This window comes from Streptomyces pimonensis, assembly GCF_041380215.1.
In the GTDB taxonomy this organism is placed as follows: domain Bacteria; phylum Actinomycetota; class Actinomycetes; order Streptomycetales; family Streptomycetaceae; genus Streptomyces; species Streptomyces pimonensis.
Genome location: NZ_JAHWZY010000065.1, coordinates 1 through 15801 on the forward strand (window position 1 = coordinate 1; position 15801 = coordinate 15801).

Consider the following 15801-nt stretch of genomic DNA (forward strand, 5'->3'; position numbering starts at 1 on the left):
GCCGGCCTGCGCAACCTCGCCGTCGGCGTCCACCGCCAGGACGGCCACATCAATATCGCAGCCGCCCTCCGCCACACCGCTCGAGACCACCTGCGGCCCCTCACCGCCCTCGGGCTGGCATGACAAACCCGGACACAAGATCACTTCTCAAAGACCCTGAGGTGTGCCCTGGCCTGTCGACCGATCGGCGCGGCGAAGTCCATGCGGGCACGGGGGCCGAAGAAGATGCCGCCCGCGGTCCGCCCCGCATCAGCAGGGCGTGGGAGGCGCCGTCCGATGAAAGAGCCTGATGAGCCACGTCAGTATGATTTGCTGCACATCATCCGAGGTATGCATGACTCATGCATGAGGAAACGAACACAGCGAATCTTTTAGGGGCCGCCGCGCTTGCCCTCAGTGACGTGGTAGTCGCCGAGGCGACACGGGCGGCCAGCACCAGTTCGAGCGGAGCTGCCGCGCTGGTGGTGTTGTCCACAGACCCCGGTCTGAGCGTCACCGAGCTGGGTCGGCGGGTGGGACTGAGCCAGTCTGCGGCGGCCCGCATGGTCGATGGCCTGGAGAAGCAGGGACTGGTACGCAAAGAAGCCAGCTGGGGAGCGTGGGTACGCCTTCAGCTCAGTGATCTGGGCGCACAGGCAGCACACACTCTCCTCGCCTGCCGCAGCGACGTACTGCGACAAGCGCTGAGCCGTCTCGATGACGGCGAACGTGAGCAGCTCGGCCAGTTGCTGGGCAAGGTTCTGACAGGTTTGTACCGGCAGCCCGGCGACGCCGAACGCATCTGCCGGCTGTGCGACCGGTGTGCCTGCCTCCGGGACGGTGCGACCTGCCCGGTGGGCCAGGCGGACCGGGACCACCGGGCAAGCCAGGAGCGCGACCATGGGTGAACTGCTCGCCCTACTGTCCGCCCTGTGCTTCGGCATCACGCATTTCGTCAATGGTCTGGTCTCGCGCCGCCATAACGGGCTGACCGTCGCACTTCACGCCCAACTGGGCGGCACCGTACTCGGGCTACTCCTGGCCCTGGTTCTGGACAGTGGAACCGCCTCGCTCGCCGACTATGGTTGGGGCGCGCTGTCAGGAGTGGGGACAGGAGTCGGGGTCGCCTTCCTGTACCGGGCGATGTCCCAGGGGGCGATGAGCGTGGTCGTCCCGGTCAGCGATGTCGGAGCCGTGGCTCTTCCAGTCCTGGTCGGAGTATGTTTCCTCGGAGAGCGCCCAGCCCTGCCTGCATGGGTGGGGATCGCCGCCGTCCTGCCAGCGCTGTGGCTGGTCTCGCAGAACTCTGCGGATCTCGGCGACAAGCAACGTCAGGCGATATCCGCAGGAGTCCCCAGTGCCTTGGTTGCCAGCGTGGGATTCGGCGTGCAGTTCCTCGCCATGGCGCAGGTGGGCACGGACAGCGGCTTGTGGCCGGTGGTGCTGAGCCGGGTGGTCTCCGTCCTGGTCATCGCCGCGGTCCTGGCTTCCTACGGTGCCCGTTGGAGGCTAACGGGCAAGCCGTGGGCGGCAACGGTGGCGGCTGGTGCCCTGGGCACACTGGCGATCGTGCTGTATCTGGAAGCCACCAGACAACAGCTCATGGCCATCGCCACCGTACTTTCCGCCCTCTACCCCGCCATCCCTGTCCTCCTCGCCCTGGTGCTGTTGAAGGAGCGTCTGAACCGTCGGCAGGCCGTCGGCCTCGTCTGCGCGGCACTCGCGATCGGGCTCATCGCACTGCACTGAACCCGCTGGCCCGCTGTCGCCAGGGACCGGCGGGCGCGTTCACGCCCCCAGGTAGGACATGACGTGCTTGATGCGGGTGTAGTCCTCCAGGCTGTAGGACGAGAGGTCCTTGCCGTAACCGGACTGTTTGAACCCACCGTGTGGCATCTCGGCGGCGACAGGGATGTGACAGTTGATCCAGACACAGCCCGCGTCAATCTTCCGCGCCATGGTCATCGCGCGCTGATGGTCTCGCGTCCAGACCGAAGACGCGAGACCATACCGCACACCATTGGCGAGACGGAGGGCGTCTTCGTCACTGCTCGACGGCTGGACGGAGATGACGGGGCCGAAAATCTCCTCTTGGACGGCCCGGTCGTCCTGTCGCAGACCCGTTACCACGGTGGGTTGGTGGAAGTACCCCGGGCCCGGCAGGGCCTCGCCGCCCGTGACCACCTGGGCGTGCGAGGGGAGGTTCCGAAGATGCTCCTGGACCCTCGCGAGCTGCGTGGCACTGTTCAGCGGGCCGAAGAAGACGGTCGGGTCGTCGGGGGCGCCGGTCGTGAGACCTTTGACCTCCTGCGTGAGCGCCGCCACGAATTCATCGTGCACGGCCTGGTCCACGATGACCCGGCAGGCCGAGGCACAGTCCTGTCCGGCGTTGAAGAGTGCTGCCCGGGCGATCCCGCGGGCTGCCTGGGCCAGGTCGGCGTCGGCGGCGACAACCACCGGCGCTTTGCCGCCCAGCTCCAGATGAAGGCGCTTGACATCGACGGCAGCGGAACCGGCCACCTCGGTTCCCGCACGGACGCTCCCGGTGACCGACACCATCGCCGGCACCGGATGCCGAACCAGGCGTCGCCCCGTCTCCCGGGAACCGCAGACGACGTTGAACACGCCGTCGGGCAGGAACTCGGCGGCCAGTTCGGCGAGCATCAAAGTCGTCAGAGGTGTGGTGTCGGAGGGTTTCAGCACTACTGTGTTGCCCGCTGCGACGGCCGGAGCGAACTTCCACACGGCCATCATGAGCGGGTAGTTCCATGGCGTGACCTGCGCGCACACGCCGAGCGGCTCGCGACGCACGAACGACGTGTGTTCCGCGATGTATTCACCCGCCGACTTGCCCTCAAGGAAGCGCGCGGCTCCCGCGAAGAAGCGGATCTGGTCGATCATGGGGCCGATTTCCTCGGCCGCCGTGATATGCAGCGGCTTGCCCGTATGGATAGCCTCCGCGCGGACGAACTCGTCGGCGCGGCGCTCGAGAGCGTCGGCTATGCGCATCAGGCTGAGTTGCCGTTGCGCTGGCGCGACGTCCCGCCATGTTTCGAACGCAGTGAGCGCAGTGGTGCAAGCCGCATCCACATCTGCGTCTCCGGACACAGGTGCGGCGCCGGTAACCTCGCCGGTGGCAGGGTCGGTCAGGACAAGCGTCTCTTCGGACCGGGCCTGATGGCGGCGGCCACCGATAAAGTTCTCCAGTGTCTTTTGCGCTGTCACTGCCCTCACCTCGGCACGGGTGTGAATTCACGGCTGGCGATGTACGTCGGCCGTGGGGTGGGGGCCCCGAAAGGTTCCCCCAAAACGTTGTCGACGCTGTTGAAGACGATGAAGATGTTGGACCGCGGGTAGGGTGTGATGTTGCCGTTCGAGCCGTGCATGCAGTTGGAGTCGAAGAAGGTGGCCGACCCGGGCGGCCCGGTGAACTGCTGGATGCCGCCCGCATTGCGAGCCAGTTCGCTCACCGAGTCCTGGTCGGGCATCCCGATGGCCACCGAGTGCGTGCGCAGGGAGTTGCGGTGGTGATCGTGTGGTGTCTGGCCCACACACGGCACGAAAGTGCGGTGGGAGCCAGGGATGATCATCAGGCTGCCATTGTAGGGGTAGTTTTCGGTCAGGGCGATGGAGACGCTCACCGCGCGCGGCGCCGGCATGCCGTCCTCTGCATGCCACGTCTCGAAGTCGGAGTGCCAGTAGAAGGGTCCTCCACCGAAGCCCGGCTTGTAATTGACCCGGCTCTGGTGGACGTATACCTCGGAGCCAAGCATCTGACGGGCTGGGCCGACCACGCGGGGGTCAGAGGTCAGGCGGGCGAAGACCTCGCTGATGCGGTGGACCTCGAAGACCGAACGGACCTCCTGCGATTTTTCCTCGATGACGGTGCGCTCGTCCTTGCGCAGGTCGGAGTCGGCCGCGAGCCGCGCCCCTTCCCTTTGGAAGGTCTCGACCTCCTGCGGGGTGAGGAGGGACTGCTCCGCGTGGTAGCCGAGCCGGTCGAACGTGTCCAGCTGGTCTGCTGCCAGCGGGCCGTCCTCGGCAGTGCCCCAGGCCGTCGGGTCCTCGCGCGCCATGGCGGGTGCGGGAGAGAGCAGACGAGTGGGGTAGCGGTCGGTCACAGTGGCGCTCACGATGTCGGTGCCTTTCGTCTAGAGGGAATCTTGGTCATGGCAGACCGTGGTGCTGCCACATCCGTTCGGGGCGGGCACGTCCAGGGCTGGATTGCCGTCGAAGAATCCGTTGGGGCGCAGGGCGAAGCCGGTGCTTACCACCGGCATGGCGGGCCAGTCCTCCGGGCGCACGATGTGGTGCTCACCGAACGTGTGCCACACCACCACATCCGTGTCGTCCAGCGGCCGGTCCTGCTGTACGAAAGCGGGCAGTCCCTCGCCACCGCGGCTCTGGTTGGGGTAGTCGCCGGCCGCGTAAAACTGCGTGGGATCGTATGCGGTCACCCACAGGTGTCCGTAGCAGAAGCGTGCCCGCTCCCATGCTTGGCTGCCCTCGGGTTGCATCGGCAGAAGGCCTGAACTGGGGACCAGCTTGTAGCCGACGGGTTCACCGAGGCCGTTGCGCTGCTGAGGGTTGACGATGTTCCAGAACCTGCCGGTGGCGGTTTGCGCGACGCGTTGCTGTGCCTCCTGCTCGGATGCCAGCAGTCGGTGCTGGGTGCGCCAGGCATTGGCGTGCGGATTGTGCTCGTCGACGGGGAGGGCGACAGAGTCGACCTCATAGACCGAGTTGTGCGGTCCGTCGATGGACATGTCGAGGCGCATGGAGAAAAAATGCTGGTGGTGGGGTCCGTAGAGGCCGGGGGCGATGGCGGCGCCGTACGGCGGGCACTCTCCTGTGTAGGCGCCGGTCGAGACCATTCCGGTGAGCTTGACTTCGAACTTGATTGTTCCGTCCAGGTAGAGGTACCAGAAGTAGCCGTACTGGTAATTGCCAAGGACGGCGAAGGAGGATATGACCAGTCGGCGCTGTCGCCTGGTCACGACCTTGCCGGTGCGGAAATCGGTGTGCTTCCAGGCGATATTCATGTCCTCTTCGTGCATGCACACGGCGTTGGGGAGCGTCACGGGTTCGCCGTCCTGATCGTGGACCACGGCGTCGAAGTAATGGATCTCGCCCAGACAGTCGCAGCCCAGCTCTAGGGCGTTGACCATGAACCCGGCCCCGTACTCGCCCTCGTCGAAGGCGTTCTTGCGGTAGTGGGTGAAGCCCGGGTCGCCGTAGGGGGTGTACATCTCCGCCAACGAGGCGCGGTGGAGGATCGGCCGGAGCCGGCCCTGGTCCTGGTATCCCACCTGGTGCAGCACGAGTCCCTCGCGTACGGTGAAACCGATGCGGAAGTGCCATTTCTGCCAGTGGACCGCGTACCCGTCCACTGTGAAGCTTGGCCCGTCGGGTTGCGTGATGTCGATCGGTTTGAGGTCCTGGCGCTCTTCCACCACCGTCGGCCAGTTGTTGTCAGAGATCCGTACAGCGGGGTCGTAGTTACCCGACAGCGGAGGCAGCGGCACTGCTCCTTTGTCGGTCACCTCAAGCACTTCCATGGTGTCGAGGTCGATCAAGGCCACGAGATTCTCCACGGGGCGGGCGTAGCCGTTGTCCCCTGGATAGGCGCGTACATAGGTCAGTGGACATGCCAGCCGGCGTCCGGACGCATCGTCCAGTTCCCCGGTGTATCCGGTGGGCCAGGCATCCACCATGGCCAAGGAGAAGTCCTCCACGCCGCGGCGCCGCATCGCCTGCTGCCAGCGGACGTCAGAGCGCACGGCTGCATCGCACTGAGCGAACTCCTCCTCGGTGATGGCCGTCTGCACGCCCGGCAGGTACCTCCAATCGGTGACCTTCGCCGAATCCAGAGACACGGTGGCCTCATAGGACCTGCGTCGCTTCCGGTCGCGCAGCACCATGAAGACCTCTCTGGGAAGAGTCTCCTGACCGTCGTGATGGAACAGGCGCTCCTTGCCCGGTTCCTGCAGGGAGATCATCACGAATCGGGTATCAGGCGTGAAATCCGGCTGGGCTTTCACCACCTTTACCGCCTGCCGAATCTCGTTGGGAGTCAGCGGGGCCAGAGGGTGAGGAACGGCGGACGCCTCTCGGGACGACGTGGTGGTCATAGGCCCTCCTAAACCAAGGGGGATGTCGGTATCGGCAAGCCAAGGGCTCTATCAGTGTTGGGTTGGGCTCCTGTCAGCGCCGCCCCGCCTGAGCTGCCCCTGCTGCCTCTTTCAAGTCGTCGCGCAAGGCGCGTAGCAGGGGGCGGCGGACATCGTCCAGATAGAAGTGGTCGCCGGCGAATGTGCGGTGCCGGACCGGGCGCACACTGGTCACCTGGTCCCACTCCGTCAGCTGTGCGCGTGGCACGGTGGAGTCCGTGTCCCCCACATACACGGCTACCGGGCAGTCGAGCGGGGGGCCGACGACGTGCTCGTAGGTCTCCGCTGCGGTGAAGTCCGCTCGCAGGACGGGAAGCATGACCCGTATGAGCTCGGGCTCCTCGAGAGCAGCACGGGATACTCCGCCGAGGCGGACGACTTCAGTGATGAACTCCTCGTCGGGCAGAGCGTGGTAGGTGTGAGTCGCCGCTGCTCGATGGGGGGGTGCACTGCCGGACACGATCAGCAGGGCGGGCGGGTGGTGGGCATCGCTCAGGATGCGTGCCGTCTCGTAGGCCAGCACGGCTCCCAGGCTGTGCCCAAAGAGGGCGTAGGAGACAGCATGTTCCTGGCCGAACAGGACCGGTTGAAGCCCCTCCGCGGCGGCCTGGGCGAGGAGGATGAGATCCGTAATCGGCGGCTCACTGAACTTGCTGTCGCGGCCAGGCAAGACAACCGGCAGGACATCGACGTCCGGAGACAGCATCGCCATCCATGGCCGGTAGGCGAGTGTGCCCCCGCCCGCTTGCGGAAAGCACACCAGGCGGATACCGCAGACGTCCCGCTCTGTACTCGACCGCACCACCCAGCTGCTCGTATCAGTCACGGCCGCCTCCTGCCGGGCTGTTCGCCTGCTCACGTATCACCTTGACCAGGTCCCTGATGGTGGGCGCGGCGAAGAACTGCTCCAGGCGGACGTCGAGACCGCACTCCACGCGCACGCGGGACACGAAGCGGGCGGCGTGCAGTGAACTTCCTCCGGCGGCGAAGAAGTCATCGGTCGGGCTCAGGCCCTCTACTCCGAGCACTCGGGTGGCCAGTGCCGTCAGCTCGCGTTCATCGGGACTGCCGCTGAACGGCGTGTCTCGATCCCCTGGGGAAGACTGCGCCGAGCGGACCGGCGGCAGAGCCGCGTAATCGATCTTTCCGTTCCGTGTCACGGGCAGGGAACTGATGACAGCAACGGCCGGGATCATGTACTCAGGTAACGAGGAGCGCAGGTGGCGCGTCAGCTCGTCGGTCTGGGGTGTGCTGGCGACGGCTGTGGGTACGACGTGGGCCTCGAGGCGGCCGCTCGTGACCCGAACCACCGCCGTTCGCACCTCGGGATGCCCCTCTAGGGCGCACCTGATCTCGTCCAACTCGATCCGGTGACCCCGGACTTTGACCTGGCCGTCCGAGCGGCCGATGAAGTGCAGCACTCCGTCCCGGCCCATACGGACCAGGTCACCGGTGCGGTACAGCCGCTCCTGCGGACGGGAAGTGAAGGGGTCAGGTACGAAACGCTCCCGGGTGAGCTCGGGACGGTTGCGATAACCGCGGGCGACGCCTGCTCCCCCCACATACAGTTCGCCGGGGTACCCCGGCGGAACGACCGCGCCAGTCTCGTCGAGCACGTGCACACTGACATGGGTCAGAGGGCGGCCGATAGGGACCGGTGACAAGCCGTCCTGAGGACGGCAGTGCCAGGAAGTCACGTCGATGGTGCATTCGCTGGGGCCGTAGAAGTTGTGGAGTTCAGCTGGCAACTCAAGGGCGTGGAACCGCCGGCACAGCTCGGGAGAGAGCGTTTCCCCTCCGCAAAAGACATAGCGCAGGCCAGGGATGTCACCGAGCCCCGGGTCCTGCTCCTCCAGCAGCACGTCCAGCAGGGAGGGGACGCAGGCGAGCACGGACACGCTGCTGTGGCGCATTTCCTGGAGCAACCGATGAGGATCCCGTGAAAGGCCCGGTGCCCCCAGGACGAGAGTCGCTCCGGAGATCAGTGGAGTGAAGATCTCCCACACTGAGATGTCGAAACTCAAGGACGTGTGGTGCAACACCGCGTCGCCCGGCCTCAGGGGGAAGGTGGCGGCGTCCCACTGCAGGCGGTTGGCCAGGCTTCGGTGCTCGACTTCGACGCCCTTGGGCGTTCCGGTGGATCCGGAGGTGTAGATCAGGTACGCCAGGGACTCCGGGCGAGCCTTTGCGGTGAATTCCCCGGCGTGCCCCGTTCCGGACGAGGATCGCATCTTCTCGAGGGACAGGACGGGGGCGGGGAGGTTCGAGAGCCGGCCGTCCGGCTGCCGGTTGGTGATGACGACGGCGGCTTCGCTGTCTCGAACCATGAAGACGGTGCGCTCCGGCGGATAATCAGGGTCCAGAGGGAGGTAGGAGGCGCCCGCTTTGAGAATAGCGAGTATGGCTACGACGGTGTCAGTGCCGTGCTCCATGTGCAGACCGACGACGTCGTCGACGCCGATACCGTGCTGCCGCAAAGCGTGTGCCAGCCGGTCGGCCTGGTCGACCAGCTCTCGATAGGTGATCTCGCTCGTCGCCGTGCGCAGTGCCACCGCCTCGGGGTGGCGTGCGGCTGCCTGTTCGACCATCTCGTGCACGCACGAGCCCGCCGGTAGAGCCGCATCGGAGTCCCGGACAGCGGTCGGTTCCCGTCGCTGGGCCAGCTGTCGAGGGTAAGGGCTGCGGCCCCGACCAACACTCCGTGGCAGGTCGCTGTCCTTTGCCAGGGCTGGCGATGTACGAGTGCGCCGCTGGGAGCCCAGCCCAAGTCGGGCCGCTTCGGCCAGGAGCAGACGGTAGCCGACCGCCACCGGCTGGCCGTCCTGCAGTCCCGAGGCGCCGTAGACGTGAACCGCGTGCCGAATGCACTCGCCCAGCAAGGGCCACACAGCATCGGTCACCGCTCCTGCGTCGGCGTCGATGGCAGCGAGCTCCATGTCAGAAACGTCGCCTTGCGGCTGTCCTAGAACCCATTCGTCAAGCCTGAGCAACTGAGCGCGGTTCTCCAGGAGCAGCGCTTGTAGACGTGTGCGTTGTGTGATCAGAGGAAATGACACGGCCTGCCGCGTTCCGATGGGCTGGCCGAACTGCCGTCGGGCGCGAGCCCGACCCGTGGCCGTCTCCAAGGCGCTCAGTGCCATTCCGAGGAAGTGCGCGTTGCGCAGCAAAGTGATGGCCGTCCACAGTGAGCCGGCCGGAGCACGGAAAACCTCAGCGGCACCGGCTGTGCCGGCGGGCAGTTCCCACAGCTCTCCGCCCGGGGTGGGGCGGCGCACGCCTTCATCGGCTGTTGTCTCGACGCAGCGTGCCTCCCCAGGAGATTCGGTCACAGGAAGAAGCACGAAGCGGGGAATTCCACCGGTGAAGCGACAGGCCGTCTGCTGCCTCTGCTCCCGCGCCTGCTGTCGGCTTTGTGAAGTCCGTTGCCTTCCATGCGAAGGAGGAAACCCATGCGTCTGCGCGGGTGTAACGAAGCCGATGGCTGACGTACCGTCCAGAACAGATGCTGACTGGCGCGGCGCGGCGGCGGCCATGACCGGCAGGCCGACGACCGTATCGATGACATCGCTCGGCGCCCAGCTCCTCCCGAGCTGCTCGGCCAGTAGTGCGATCTCGCCCCACATGAGGCCCAGGCCACCGTCGTTCACGCTGAGGCACAAGCTGTTCCACCCGTGAACCGTGAGAGCACGACGGGCGTCGATCGCGGTCGTACCGGTGTCCGACAGCACCTCGGCGAATTCATGGGCAAGTTGCTGGTGCCATCCGGTCAGATTCGGCATGTCAGTCCTGCTCCTCCCACGGATCGCCGCCATCCAGGACATCAGTGGCCACAGTGGTTAATTGGATCTCCGAAGTGCCAGCGGCCAGGGTCAGTCCGGGGGCCTCCCGAACCGCCAACGCCAAGTCGGGAAAGTACGAGTCCCCGTCAGCAGTCGGCCCGAGCAGGTCCCAGGCCAGCCATGCCACGCGTTGGGCCAGCTCGCTGGTCCACCATTTGGCTGCCGCTGCCACTGCAGGGCTCAGGGTGCCTTGAGTAAGCCTCTGTACGGCCTGCCAGGCCAGCAGACGACTAGAGCGGATCTCGGCGTCCATGCGTCCCAAAGCATGTTCGTCCTCCGCTCGGGACAGCTCCCCGCGCGCGCGGAGGCTAGTGACGAGCTGGTCGAACCAGCGCCTGGCCCGGCCGGCGAAGCAAATACCTGTTCTCTCCAGCCCCAGCGCTTCGGCCAGCAGAGACCACCCTTGGCCTGGCGTTCCCACCAGAGCGTCGGAGGGAAGAACGGCGCCATCGAAGTGTACGGAGAAGAACTGCTCTGGGTTGAATGTGGCGATAGGCTCGACACGAACACGTGGATGGTCCAGCGGCACGATGAACAAGGCAATATCGGCGTAAGCGTTATCGCCCTGGACTTGCGCGCGAGCCGCGCAGATGCCGAACTGAGCTCGAGATGTACGCGCGTTCCACGTCTTGGTGCCTGTCAGGCGCCAACCGTCGGCGACCGGTTCGGCACGCGTCGTGATACCGCCCAGATCACTTCCCGCATGTGGCTCGGTGAACAACACGGAGAACACAGTCTCCCCCGCCGCCATACCTGGACAGTATCGACGTTGCTGCTCGTCGCTTCCTGCTGCCAGGAGCGTGGCGCCGGCGTTGTCGATCGTGTTCACGCGCACGCTGTCCGGAACACCGTGCAACGCGAGTTCCTCGGCTGTCACCGCAGCGGCGTACGCGCTAGTGGCCAATCCGCCGAATTCATGGGGCCAATGGGGTGCCAACCAACCTCGCGCCCCAAGCTCTCGGTAAACCGCCTCCGGGTGAGGGTACTCGTCGTTAGAAGGCGTCGCCCATATGAGTTCGAGTTCACCGTGCAAATCAGGGCGAGCCAGCAGTTCCCGAATCCCGCTACGTAATGCAGGCTCTCCCGAAACCAAACAGTCAGACACAGGACCTCCGTCCCGAAGCTGAAAATGGCGCCTGAGTAGAACTAAGAGCGCAGCGCGCAGGTCACTCCATTCTGCACGCTGCTTGGAAAGCCTCGCGGCAGACAGAGCCACTGAAGTGATCTACCTCAGCGGTGATCCCAGTGTGCGGGAAGGGGCGGGGCGAATGTCAACCCCCTTAATCTCATCCAGGCAGAAGCCCGCGAAGATCACCTGCAGGCCCTTCCCAATGAGCGAATTTCAAACGAGCGACTTTCCGCCCACCGCTCGGTAGGCCCGCCACGAACCTGCGTAACTTTTCCACATCTCCGTCCTTTCGCAGGTCAGGGCAGCAACGGATGGGGTCCTGCGAGGTTCAGACGCCACCCGAACGTTGACAGTTACATGAAGCCGTTCCTACGGTTGCTTTCGAACGGTCGTCGATCACTGACTTCTGTCGGACGTTGACTCGCCTGCCCGGCAGGCAGTTGACCGTCGCGTTTTCGCGTCGCTTTCCGTACACGGCACCAAAGCCGGCGTTTCGGCTACGGAAGCGACCATGCTCAGGAACAGCGCAATTGCACCCGCCGGCCCTGACCTCTCCAGAAGGTGGCCATGAAGCGCCCCTTGGCAAACGCCTCTTCTTCTCGTCCCCTGTCGTCACCTGTGACGACAGCTGCGCCCAGCTGTGACGGCAGCCCACGACTTGACGCGCATTACCGCGCTTTCCAAGGCACCTACGTAGACAGCGAGGTGGGCGTCTTACGCAGGGTCCTCACTCACCGGCCAACCCAGGAACTGCGGAGGTTGCTCCCCAGCAACCACAGCGACCTTCTCTTCGATGAGATCCCCTGGCTGGAAGCGGCACAGGCCGAGCACGACCGATTCACCGGGCTGCTCCAGGAGAATGGCGTCGAGACTGTGGATCTGGCATCGGTGCTGACCGCTGCCCTAGCAGCACCGGATGTGTGCCGGCAGGTCGCTTCGGTGGCGGCGCAGCCACGACGTCTCGGCCGAACCGTTGCCGCCTCCGTCTACGACCTTCTCCTTGCGGCCGCCCCGGAGCGGCGAGCCGAGCTCTTGCTGGCTGGCCTGACGTTGGGGGAGTTGGCGTCCTGTTCACCCCGGAGCGTCAGCAGCGCACTAAGCGTCAGAAGCCAGCCGGCGGACTCGTTCGTCCTGGCGCCCCTGGTGAACTCCATGTTCGTCCGCGACAGCAGCAGCTGGATTGGCGATCGCTACAGCGCCAACTTCATGGCGAGTCGAACGCGGAGACTGGAGAGCCGGCTGCTGAGCGCCGCAGCCGATGCCGCCGGTGCCCGGCGTATCCAGGACCGGGAGCCCTTCCTGCCTGCCACTTTGGAAGGAGGGGACCTCCTTCTGGCGGGGCAGGGATGTGTGGTGATCGGCATCGGCGAACGGACGAAGTCCGCCGCCGCAGAGCAGACGGCCCAGTCACTACTGACTTCCGGTCTGGCCACATCCGTCTTCGCCGTACTGCTGCCGAACGAGCGTCAGTGCATGCACCTCGACACCCTTATGACGATGGTGGACCAGGAAAGTTTCCTCATCAGTGGAGGGTATTGCGACCAGTTGCAGTGGTTCTCCCTGAAGCTGGACGCCGATGCCACGGTACGAGCCGACAGTCTTGACGACCCATTCGCTGCTCTGGCCGCTTCCATGGGGCTGAGCAGTATCCGCCTGATCGAGACCGGCGACGACGAAGCCACCGTGCAGCGCGAACAGTGGAGCGACGCCGCGAATGTACTCACGATCCGCCCTGGCACCGTCATCGCCTACGACCGGAACACGATGGCCAATGACCGGCTCAGCGCCGCGGGTATCAACGTGCTCACCGTTCCCAGCGCGGAACTGGTGCGTGGCAGAGGGGGTCCGCATTGCCTCTCATGCCCCCTGGTACGCGACCCCCTCACGGCCTGAGATGCGCGCAACGGGAGCGGAAACTTCGCCATGTCACTTGAAGACAGAAAAGGCCTGCCGCCCTTACAGCCTGCCCTGCCACTCCACCAGTGAAAGAAGGACGCGTCATGACGACCTATGAGAAGCCGGCCGGCATCGTAGACACCGACCGTCACTCCGAGGAGCAGAAAGCCACAGTCAAGTCGGTCTACCAGCAGGTCGCCGCCGAGTACGACGAGCGGATCCCCGGCCTGGGCCCCAGCGACGAGATGTTCACGCAGTCGGAGCGCGACTTCCTCACAGAGGCCATCCGCCCCGGCGAGACGGTTCTCGACATCGGATGCGGCACAGGCCGGTTCACCGTCCCCATGGCTGAGAAGGGAGCGAACGTCAGTGGACTCGACATCTCGCGGCCCATGCTGGACGTGGCTTCGCGGAAGCTGGCGGAACGCGGGCTGAGCGCGGACCTGCGCGAGGGCGACATGGCTCACCTGCCTTTCCCTGACGCCTCCTTCGACACCGTCACCAGCATGCTGGCGCTGATGCATGTACCCGTTGAGGACCGGCAAGCAGTGTTCAGTGAGGTGGCCCGTGTACTCCGCCCCGGAGGCAGGATGCTGCTCGGCGTGAAGAACTCCGTCTTTGAGGAGATGTTCACCGGTGACCGTTTCGCCTCGGTCGACGTCACCGACGTAGCGGCCAAACAGCTCCTCTTCACCAAGACCCGCAGTGGAGAGGAGTACGTCGCCCCCTGGTACAGCTTCAGTCCGCGGGACCTCACCACCCTGTTCGCTACCGTCGGGATGACGATCACTCGACTGCGAGGCAACTCCCCTATCGCCGTCTGGCTGGCTGACGAGGTGCTGCGTGACGAGGCGGTCAGGGCCTTCGTCAGCAAGACCGAGCGATTCCTCGCAGAGGTGCCGCCCTTCAACCACTTCGGCTATCACCTCCTGGCTGAGGCGACCAAGCCCAAGAGGTAACCGGACAGTCCGGTCAGCTTCTGTCTCTCAATGGGACAGAAGCTGACCGTGACCCCGAATTGCGATGGTGAGGTGCCTACGGTGTGGGCGTCGGTGGTCTTATAAAGCAGGACTGTCCGGCAGATGTTCCCCGAGCGAGCTCGGGGAACATTTATGCGCCTTATGTGCTACTTATTTTCCTTTAGTTAAGGTAGTTCGCTTTCCCCTCGTCGTCGAGCTCGAAAAAACCCTCAGGGATGATGCAGAACTCGTTACCCTCGGGGTCCGCCATCACTAGGAATCCACCGCTGGCATACTTCTCTAACCTGCACCCGCCGAGTTTTTCGACCCGTTGCTGCTCGGCGGCGGGGTCGGGTGAAGTAACGTCGAAGTGCATCCGGTTCTTGCCCGGCTTGAGCGCAGCGGTTTGTTGAAAGCCCAGCCCCAGTCCCTCGTCCCGCTGCAGCCAGATGTATGGCCCCTTACGGCCCACGATCGGCCTACCGAGCAGTTTGGACCAGAACGTAGCGAGACGCTCGGTGTCTGTGGCATCGACGACAAGAGCATTAATCTTCATAGGCGAGTCCGTCATGCCTCAATCCTCTCAAACAAGTGGCAGAAGTCCTCACTGCCACAGCCGACGCACCTGGACGGCAGGGCTTCGGCGTAGTTCGATGTCGTCCGTTTTGATCATGTGAGGCCGAGGAGGGCAAGGCAGGGGGCTGTCGAAAAATAAGTCCTTGATTTTTGCGCGGTCATGAGCTCGCGAGATCGTGCCCGGCGATCGCGGCAAGTTGTTGTGCCGTGGTCACGGTGAGGGCGCCGGTGGAGGCGATGTGACCGAGTGCGGTGAGTGCTGGGGTGGCGTCCCGCAGGGTCGCACCGATCCGGTTCTTGTTCAGGCCGGTTGCCTCGGCGAGCACGGTGTTCGTCATGGACCAGCGCTTTTTGAGGAGGAAGACGACGAGTTGGTCGGCGGCGGACAGTCGTCTGCCGTCGGCCCCGGGGCCACCGTCGGGACGTTTTCCTGGAAGGAGGATCGGTGGATGCTTGGCACACCAGGCGCGGTAGCAGGCGGCGAGGTCGTCGAAGGCGGCGGGTTCCAGGCCGGTGAGGTTGGGATGCCGCAGCCAGACGGGGAGTTTGTCGCCGGCCGGGAAACGGCCGAACTCGGTCGGCTTCGAGGGCACTGGAGGAGTCAGGGGTTCGGGTCGCAGCGTGTAGTTCCAGGTCCCGTGCCATTCGTGCGGGCTGAAGGGAAGGCGGTCCATGACGTCGTCGGGGACGGTGACGCCGGTGGGGCAGGCACCGGAGTCGAGTTCGGCGTGGACGGCCAGTCCGGTGCGGGTGCGGATGGCGCCGATGGTGCTGACCACGACTTCATGGCTGGTCAGGGGCCTGCCGCGCCAGTTGATGCTGATCTGGGGGAACAGTCGGTGTTCTATCTTGTTCCACTTTGAAGTACCTGGAGGAAAGTGGCACACGGTCACCTGCAGCCCGGTGTCGTGGGCGAAGCCGGCGAGTTCCTTCTTCCACGCACGAACCCGGTAGCCGTTGGAACCTCCGGCATCAGCGGTGATCAGCAGACGGGAGGCGCGCGGGTAACGGTGCCGGCCTTCCCCCTCCCACCAACGACGCAAGGTGGCCACGGCGAACGCAGACGTGTCACCGTCGCACCCCACCGACACCCAGCCGGCATCCGCGCCGATGTCATAGTAGGGCTTGGTCAGGTTCGTATGGGTGTGGGTATGTCGCGGTGGCAGGTGGGGCAGGCGCCGGTCCAGGTGGCGAGGAGTGTCTGCAGTTCGCGGACGACGTGGTAGAGGCTCAGGCCGGCGCCGGATCTTTCG

At 65.1% G+C, this 15801-nt stretch carries 12 protein-coding genes; 4 read left to right on the forward strand and 8 right to left on the reverse strand.

Annotated features, from left to right (window positions below; genetic code table 11):
- Positions 1-341: 341 nt before the first annotated feature.
- Both KYY02_RS32505 and KYY02_RS32510 read left to right on the forward strand, forming a co-directional pair.
- On the forward strand, positions 342-887 hold the full coding sequence (locus tag KYY02_RS32505) for a MarR family winged helix-turn-helix transcriptional regulator (protein ID WP_371244434.1): 546 nt from the start codon (positions 342-344) through the stop codon (positions 885-887).
- Positions 880-1728 (forward strand): GRP family sugar transporter, encoded by an 849-nt coding sequence (locus KYY02_RS32510; RefSeq protein ID WP_371244437.1) that lies wholly within the window; start codon positions 880-882, stop codon positions 1726-1728. The genes KYY02_RS32505 and KYY02_RS32510 overlap by 8 nt, the downstream gene beginning before the upstream one ends.
- A gap of 39 nt (positions 1729-1767) precedes the next feature.
- Here KYY02_RS32510 and KYY02_RS32515 read toward each other — a convergent pair whose 3' ends face one another.
- The 6 genes from KYY02_RS32515 to KYY02_RS32540 all read right to left on the reverse strand — a co-directional run bounded on the left by KYY02_RS32515 (position 1768) and on the right by KYY02_RS32540 (position 11204).
- Positions 1768-3204, reverse strand: coding sequence for an aminobutyraldehyde dehydrogenase (locus KYY02_RS32515; protein ID WP_371244439.1), 1437 nt, complete (start codon positions 3202-3204; stop codon positions 1768-1770).
- Between the two features lie 5 nt (positions 3205-3209).
- Positions 3210-4055 carry an ectoine hydroxylase gene (gene thpD / locus KYY02_RS32520; protein WP_371244458.1) on the reverse strand — a complete coding sequence of 282 codons (846 nt, stop codon included), beginning with the start codon at positions 4053-4055 and terminating at the stop codon, positions 3210-3212.
- Between the two features lie 75 nt (positions 4056-4130).
- Positions 4131-6110, reverse strand: a complete 1980-nt coding sequence (locus KYY02_RS32525; protein WP_371244441.1) for a primary-amine oxidase — start codon at positions 6108-6110, stop codon at positions 4131-4133.
- 73 nt (positions 6111-6183) lie between these two features.
- Positions 6184-6975, reverse strand: a complete 792-nt coding sequence (locus KYY02_RS32530; protein WP_371244444.1) for a thioesterase II family protein — start codon at positions 6973-6975, stop codon at positions 6184-6186.
- Entirely contained in the window at positions 6968-9928 is a 2961-nt protein-coding gene (locus tag KYY02_RS32535; protein WP_371244446.1) for an amino acid adenylation domain-containing protein, read from the reverse strand. The genes KYY02_RS32530 and KYY02_RS32535 overlap by 8 nt, the downstream gene beginning before the upstream one ends.
- Before the next feature lies 1 nt (position 9929).
- A complete protein-coding gene (locus KYY02_RS32540; protein WP_371244449.1) occupies positions 9930-11204 on the reverse strand; it encodes an acyl-CoA dehydrogenase family protein in 1275 nt (424 codons plus the stop codon).
- 672 nt (positions 11205-11876) lie between these two features.
- On the opposite strand from KYY02_RS32540, the gene KYY02_RS32545 reads away from it, so the two are divergent.
- Complete coding sequence (locus KYY02_RS32545; RefSeq protein WP_371244452.1) at positions 11877-13010, forward strand: arginine deiminase; 1134 nt, start codon at positions 11877-11879, stop codon at positions 13008-13010.
- 107 nt (positions 13011-13117) lie between these two features.
- On the forward strand, positions 13118-13972 hold the full coding sequence (locus KYY02_RS32550) for a class I SAM-dependent methyltransferase (protein WP_371244454.1): 855 nt from the start codon (positions 13118-13120) through the stop codon (positions 13970-13972).
- Between the two features lie 181 nt (positions 13973-14153).
- Here the strand turns inward: KYY02_RS32550 and KYY02_RS32555 are convergent, their stop codons facing one another.
- The gene (locus tag KYY02_RS32555; protein WP_371244456.1) at positions 14154-14543 is read right to left on the reverse strand and encodes a VOC family protein; all 390 of its coding nucleotides are present in this window, start codon (positions 14541-14543) and stop codon (positions 14154-14156) included.
- A 163-nt stretch (positions 14544-14706) separates the two neighbouring features.
- Positions 14707-15801: ISAzo13 family transposase (locus tag KYY02_RS32560; protein WP_442538182.1), on the reverse strand; the 1095-nt coding region annotated here is incomplete at its 5' end.

Coding starts and splice junctions, on each gene's coding strand:
- KYY02_RS32505 (WP_371244434.1), top strand. CDS start 342: ATGCATGAGGAAACGAACACAGCGAATCTTTTAGGGGCCGCCGCGCTT.
- KYY02_RS32510 (WP_371244437.1), top strand. CDS start 880: ATGGGTGAACTGCTCGCCCTACTGTCCGCCCTGTGCTTCGGCATCACG.
- thpD (WP_371244458.1), bottom strand. CDS start 4,055: ATGGCGCGCGAGGACCCGACGGCCTGGGGCACTGCCGAGGACGGCCCG.
- KYY02_RS32525 (WP_371244441.1), bottom strand. CDS start 6,110: ATGACCACCACGTCGTCCCGAGAGGCGTCCGCCGTTCCTCACCCTCTG.
- KYY02_RS32535 (WP_371244446.1), bottom strand. CDS start 9,928: ATGCCGAATCTGACCGGATGGCACCAGCAACTTGCCCATGAATTCGCC.
- KYY02_RS32550 (WP_371244454.1), top strand. CDS start 13,118: ATGACGACCTATGAGAAGCCGGCCGGCATCGTAGACACCGACCGTCAC.
- KYY02_RS32555 (WP_371244456.1), bottom strand. CDS start 14,543: ATGACGGACTCGCCTATGAAGATTAATGCTCTTGTCGTCGATGCCACA.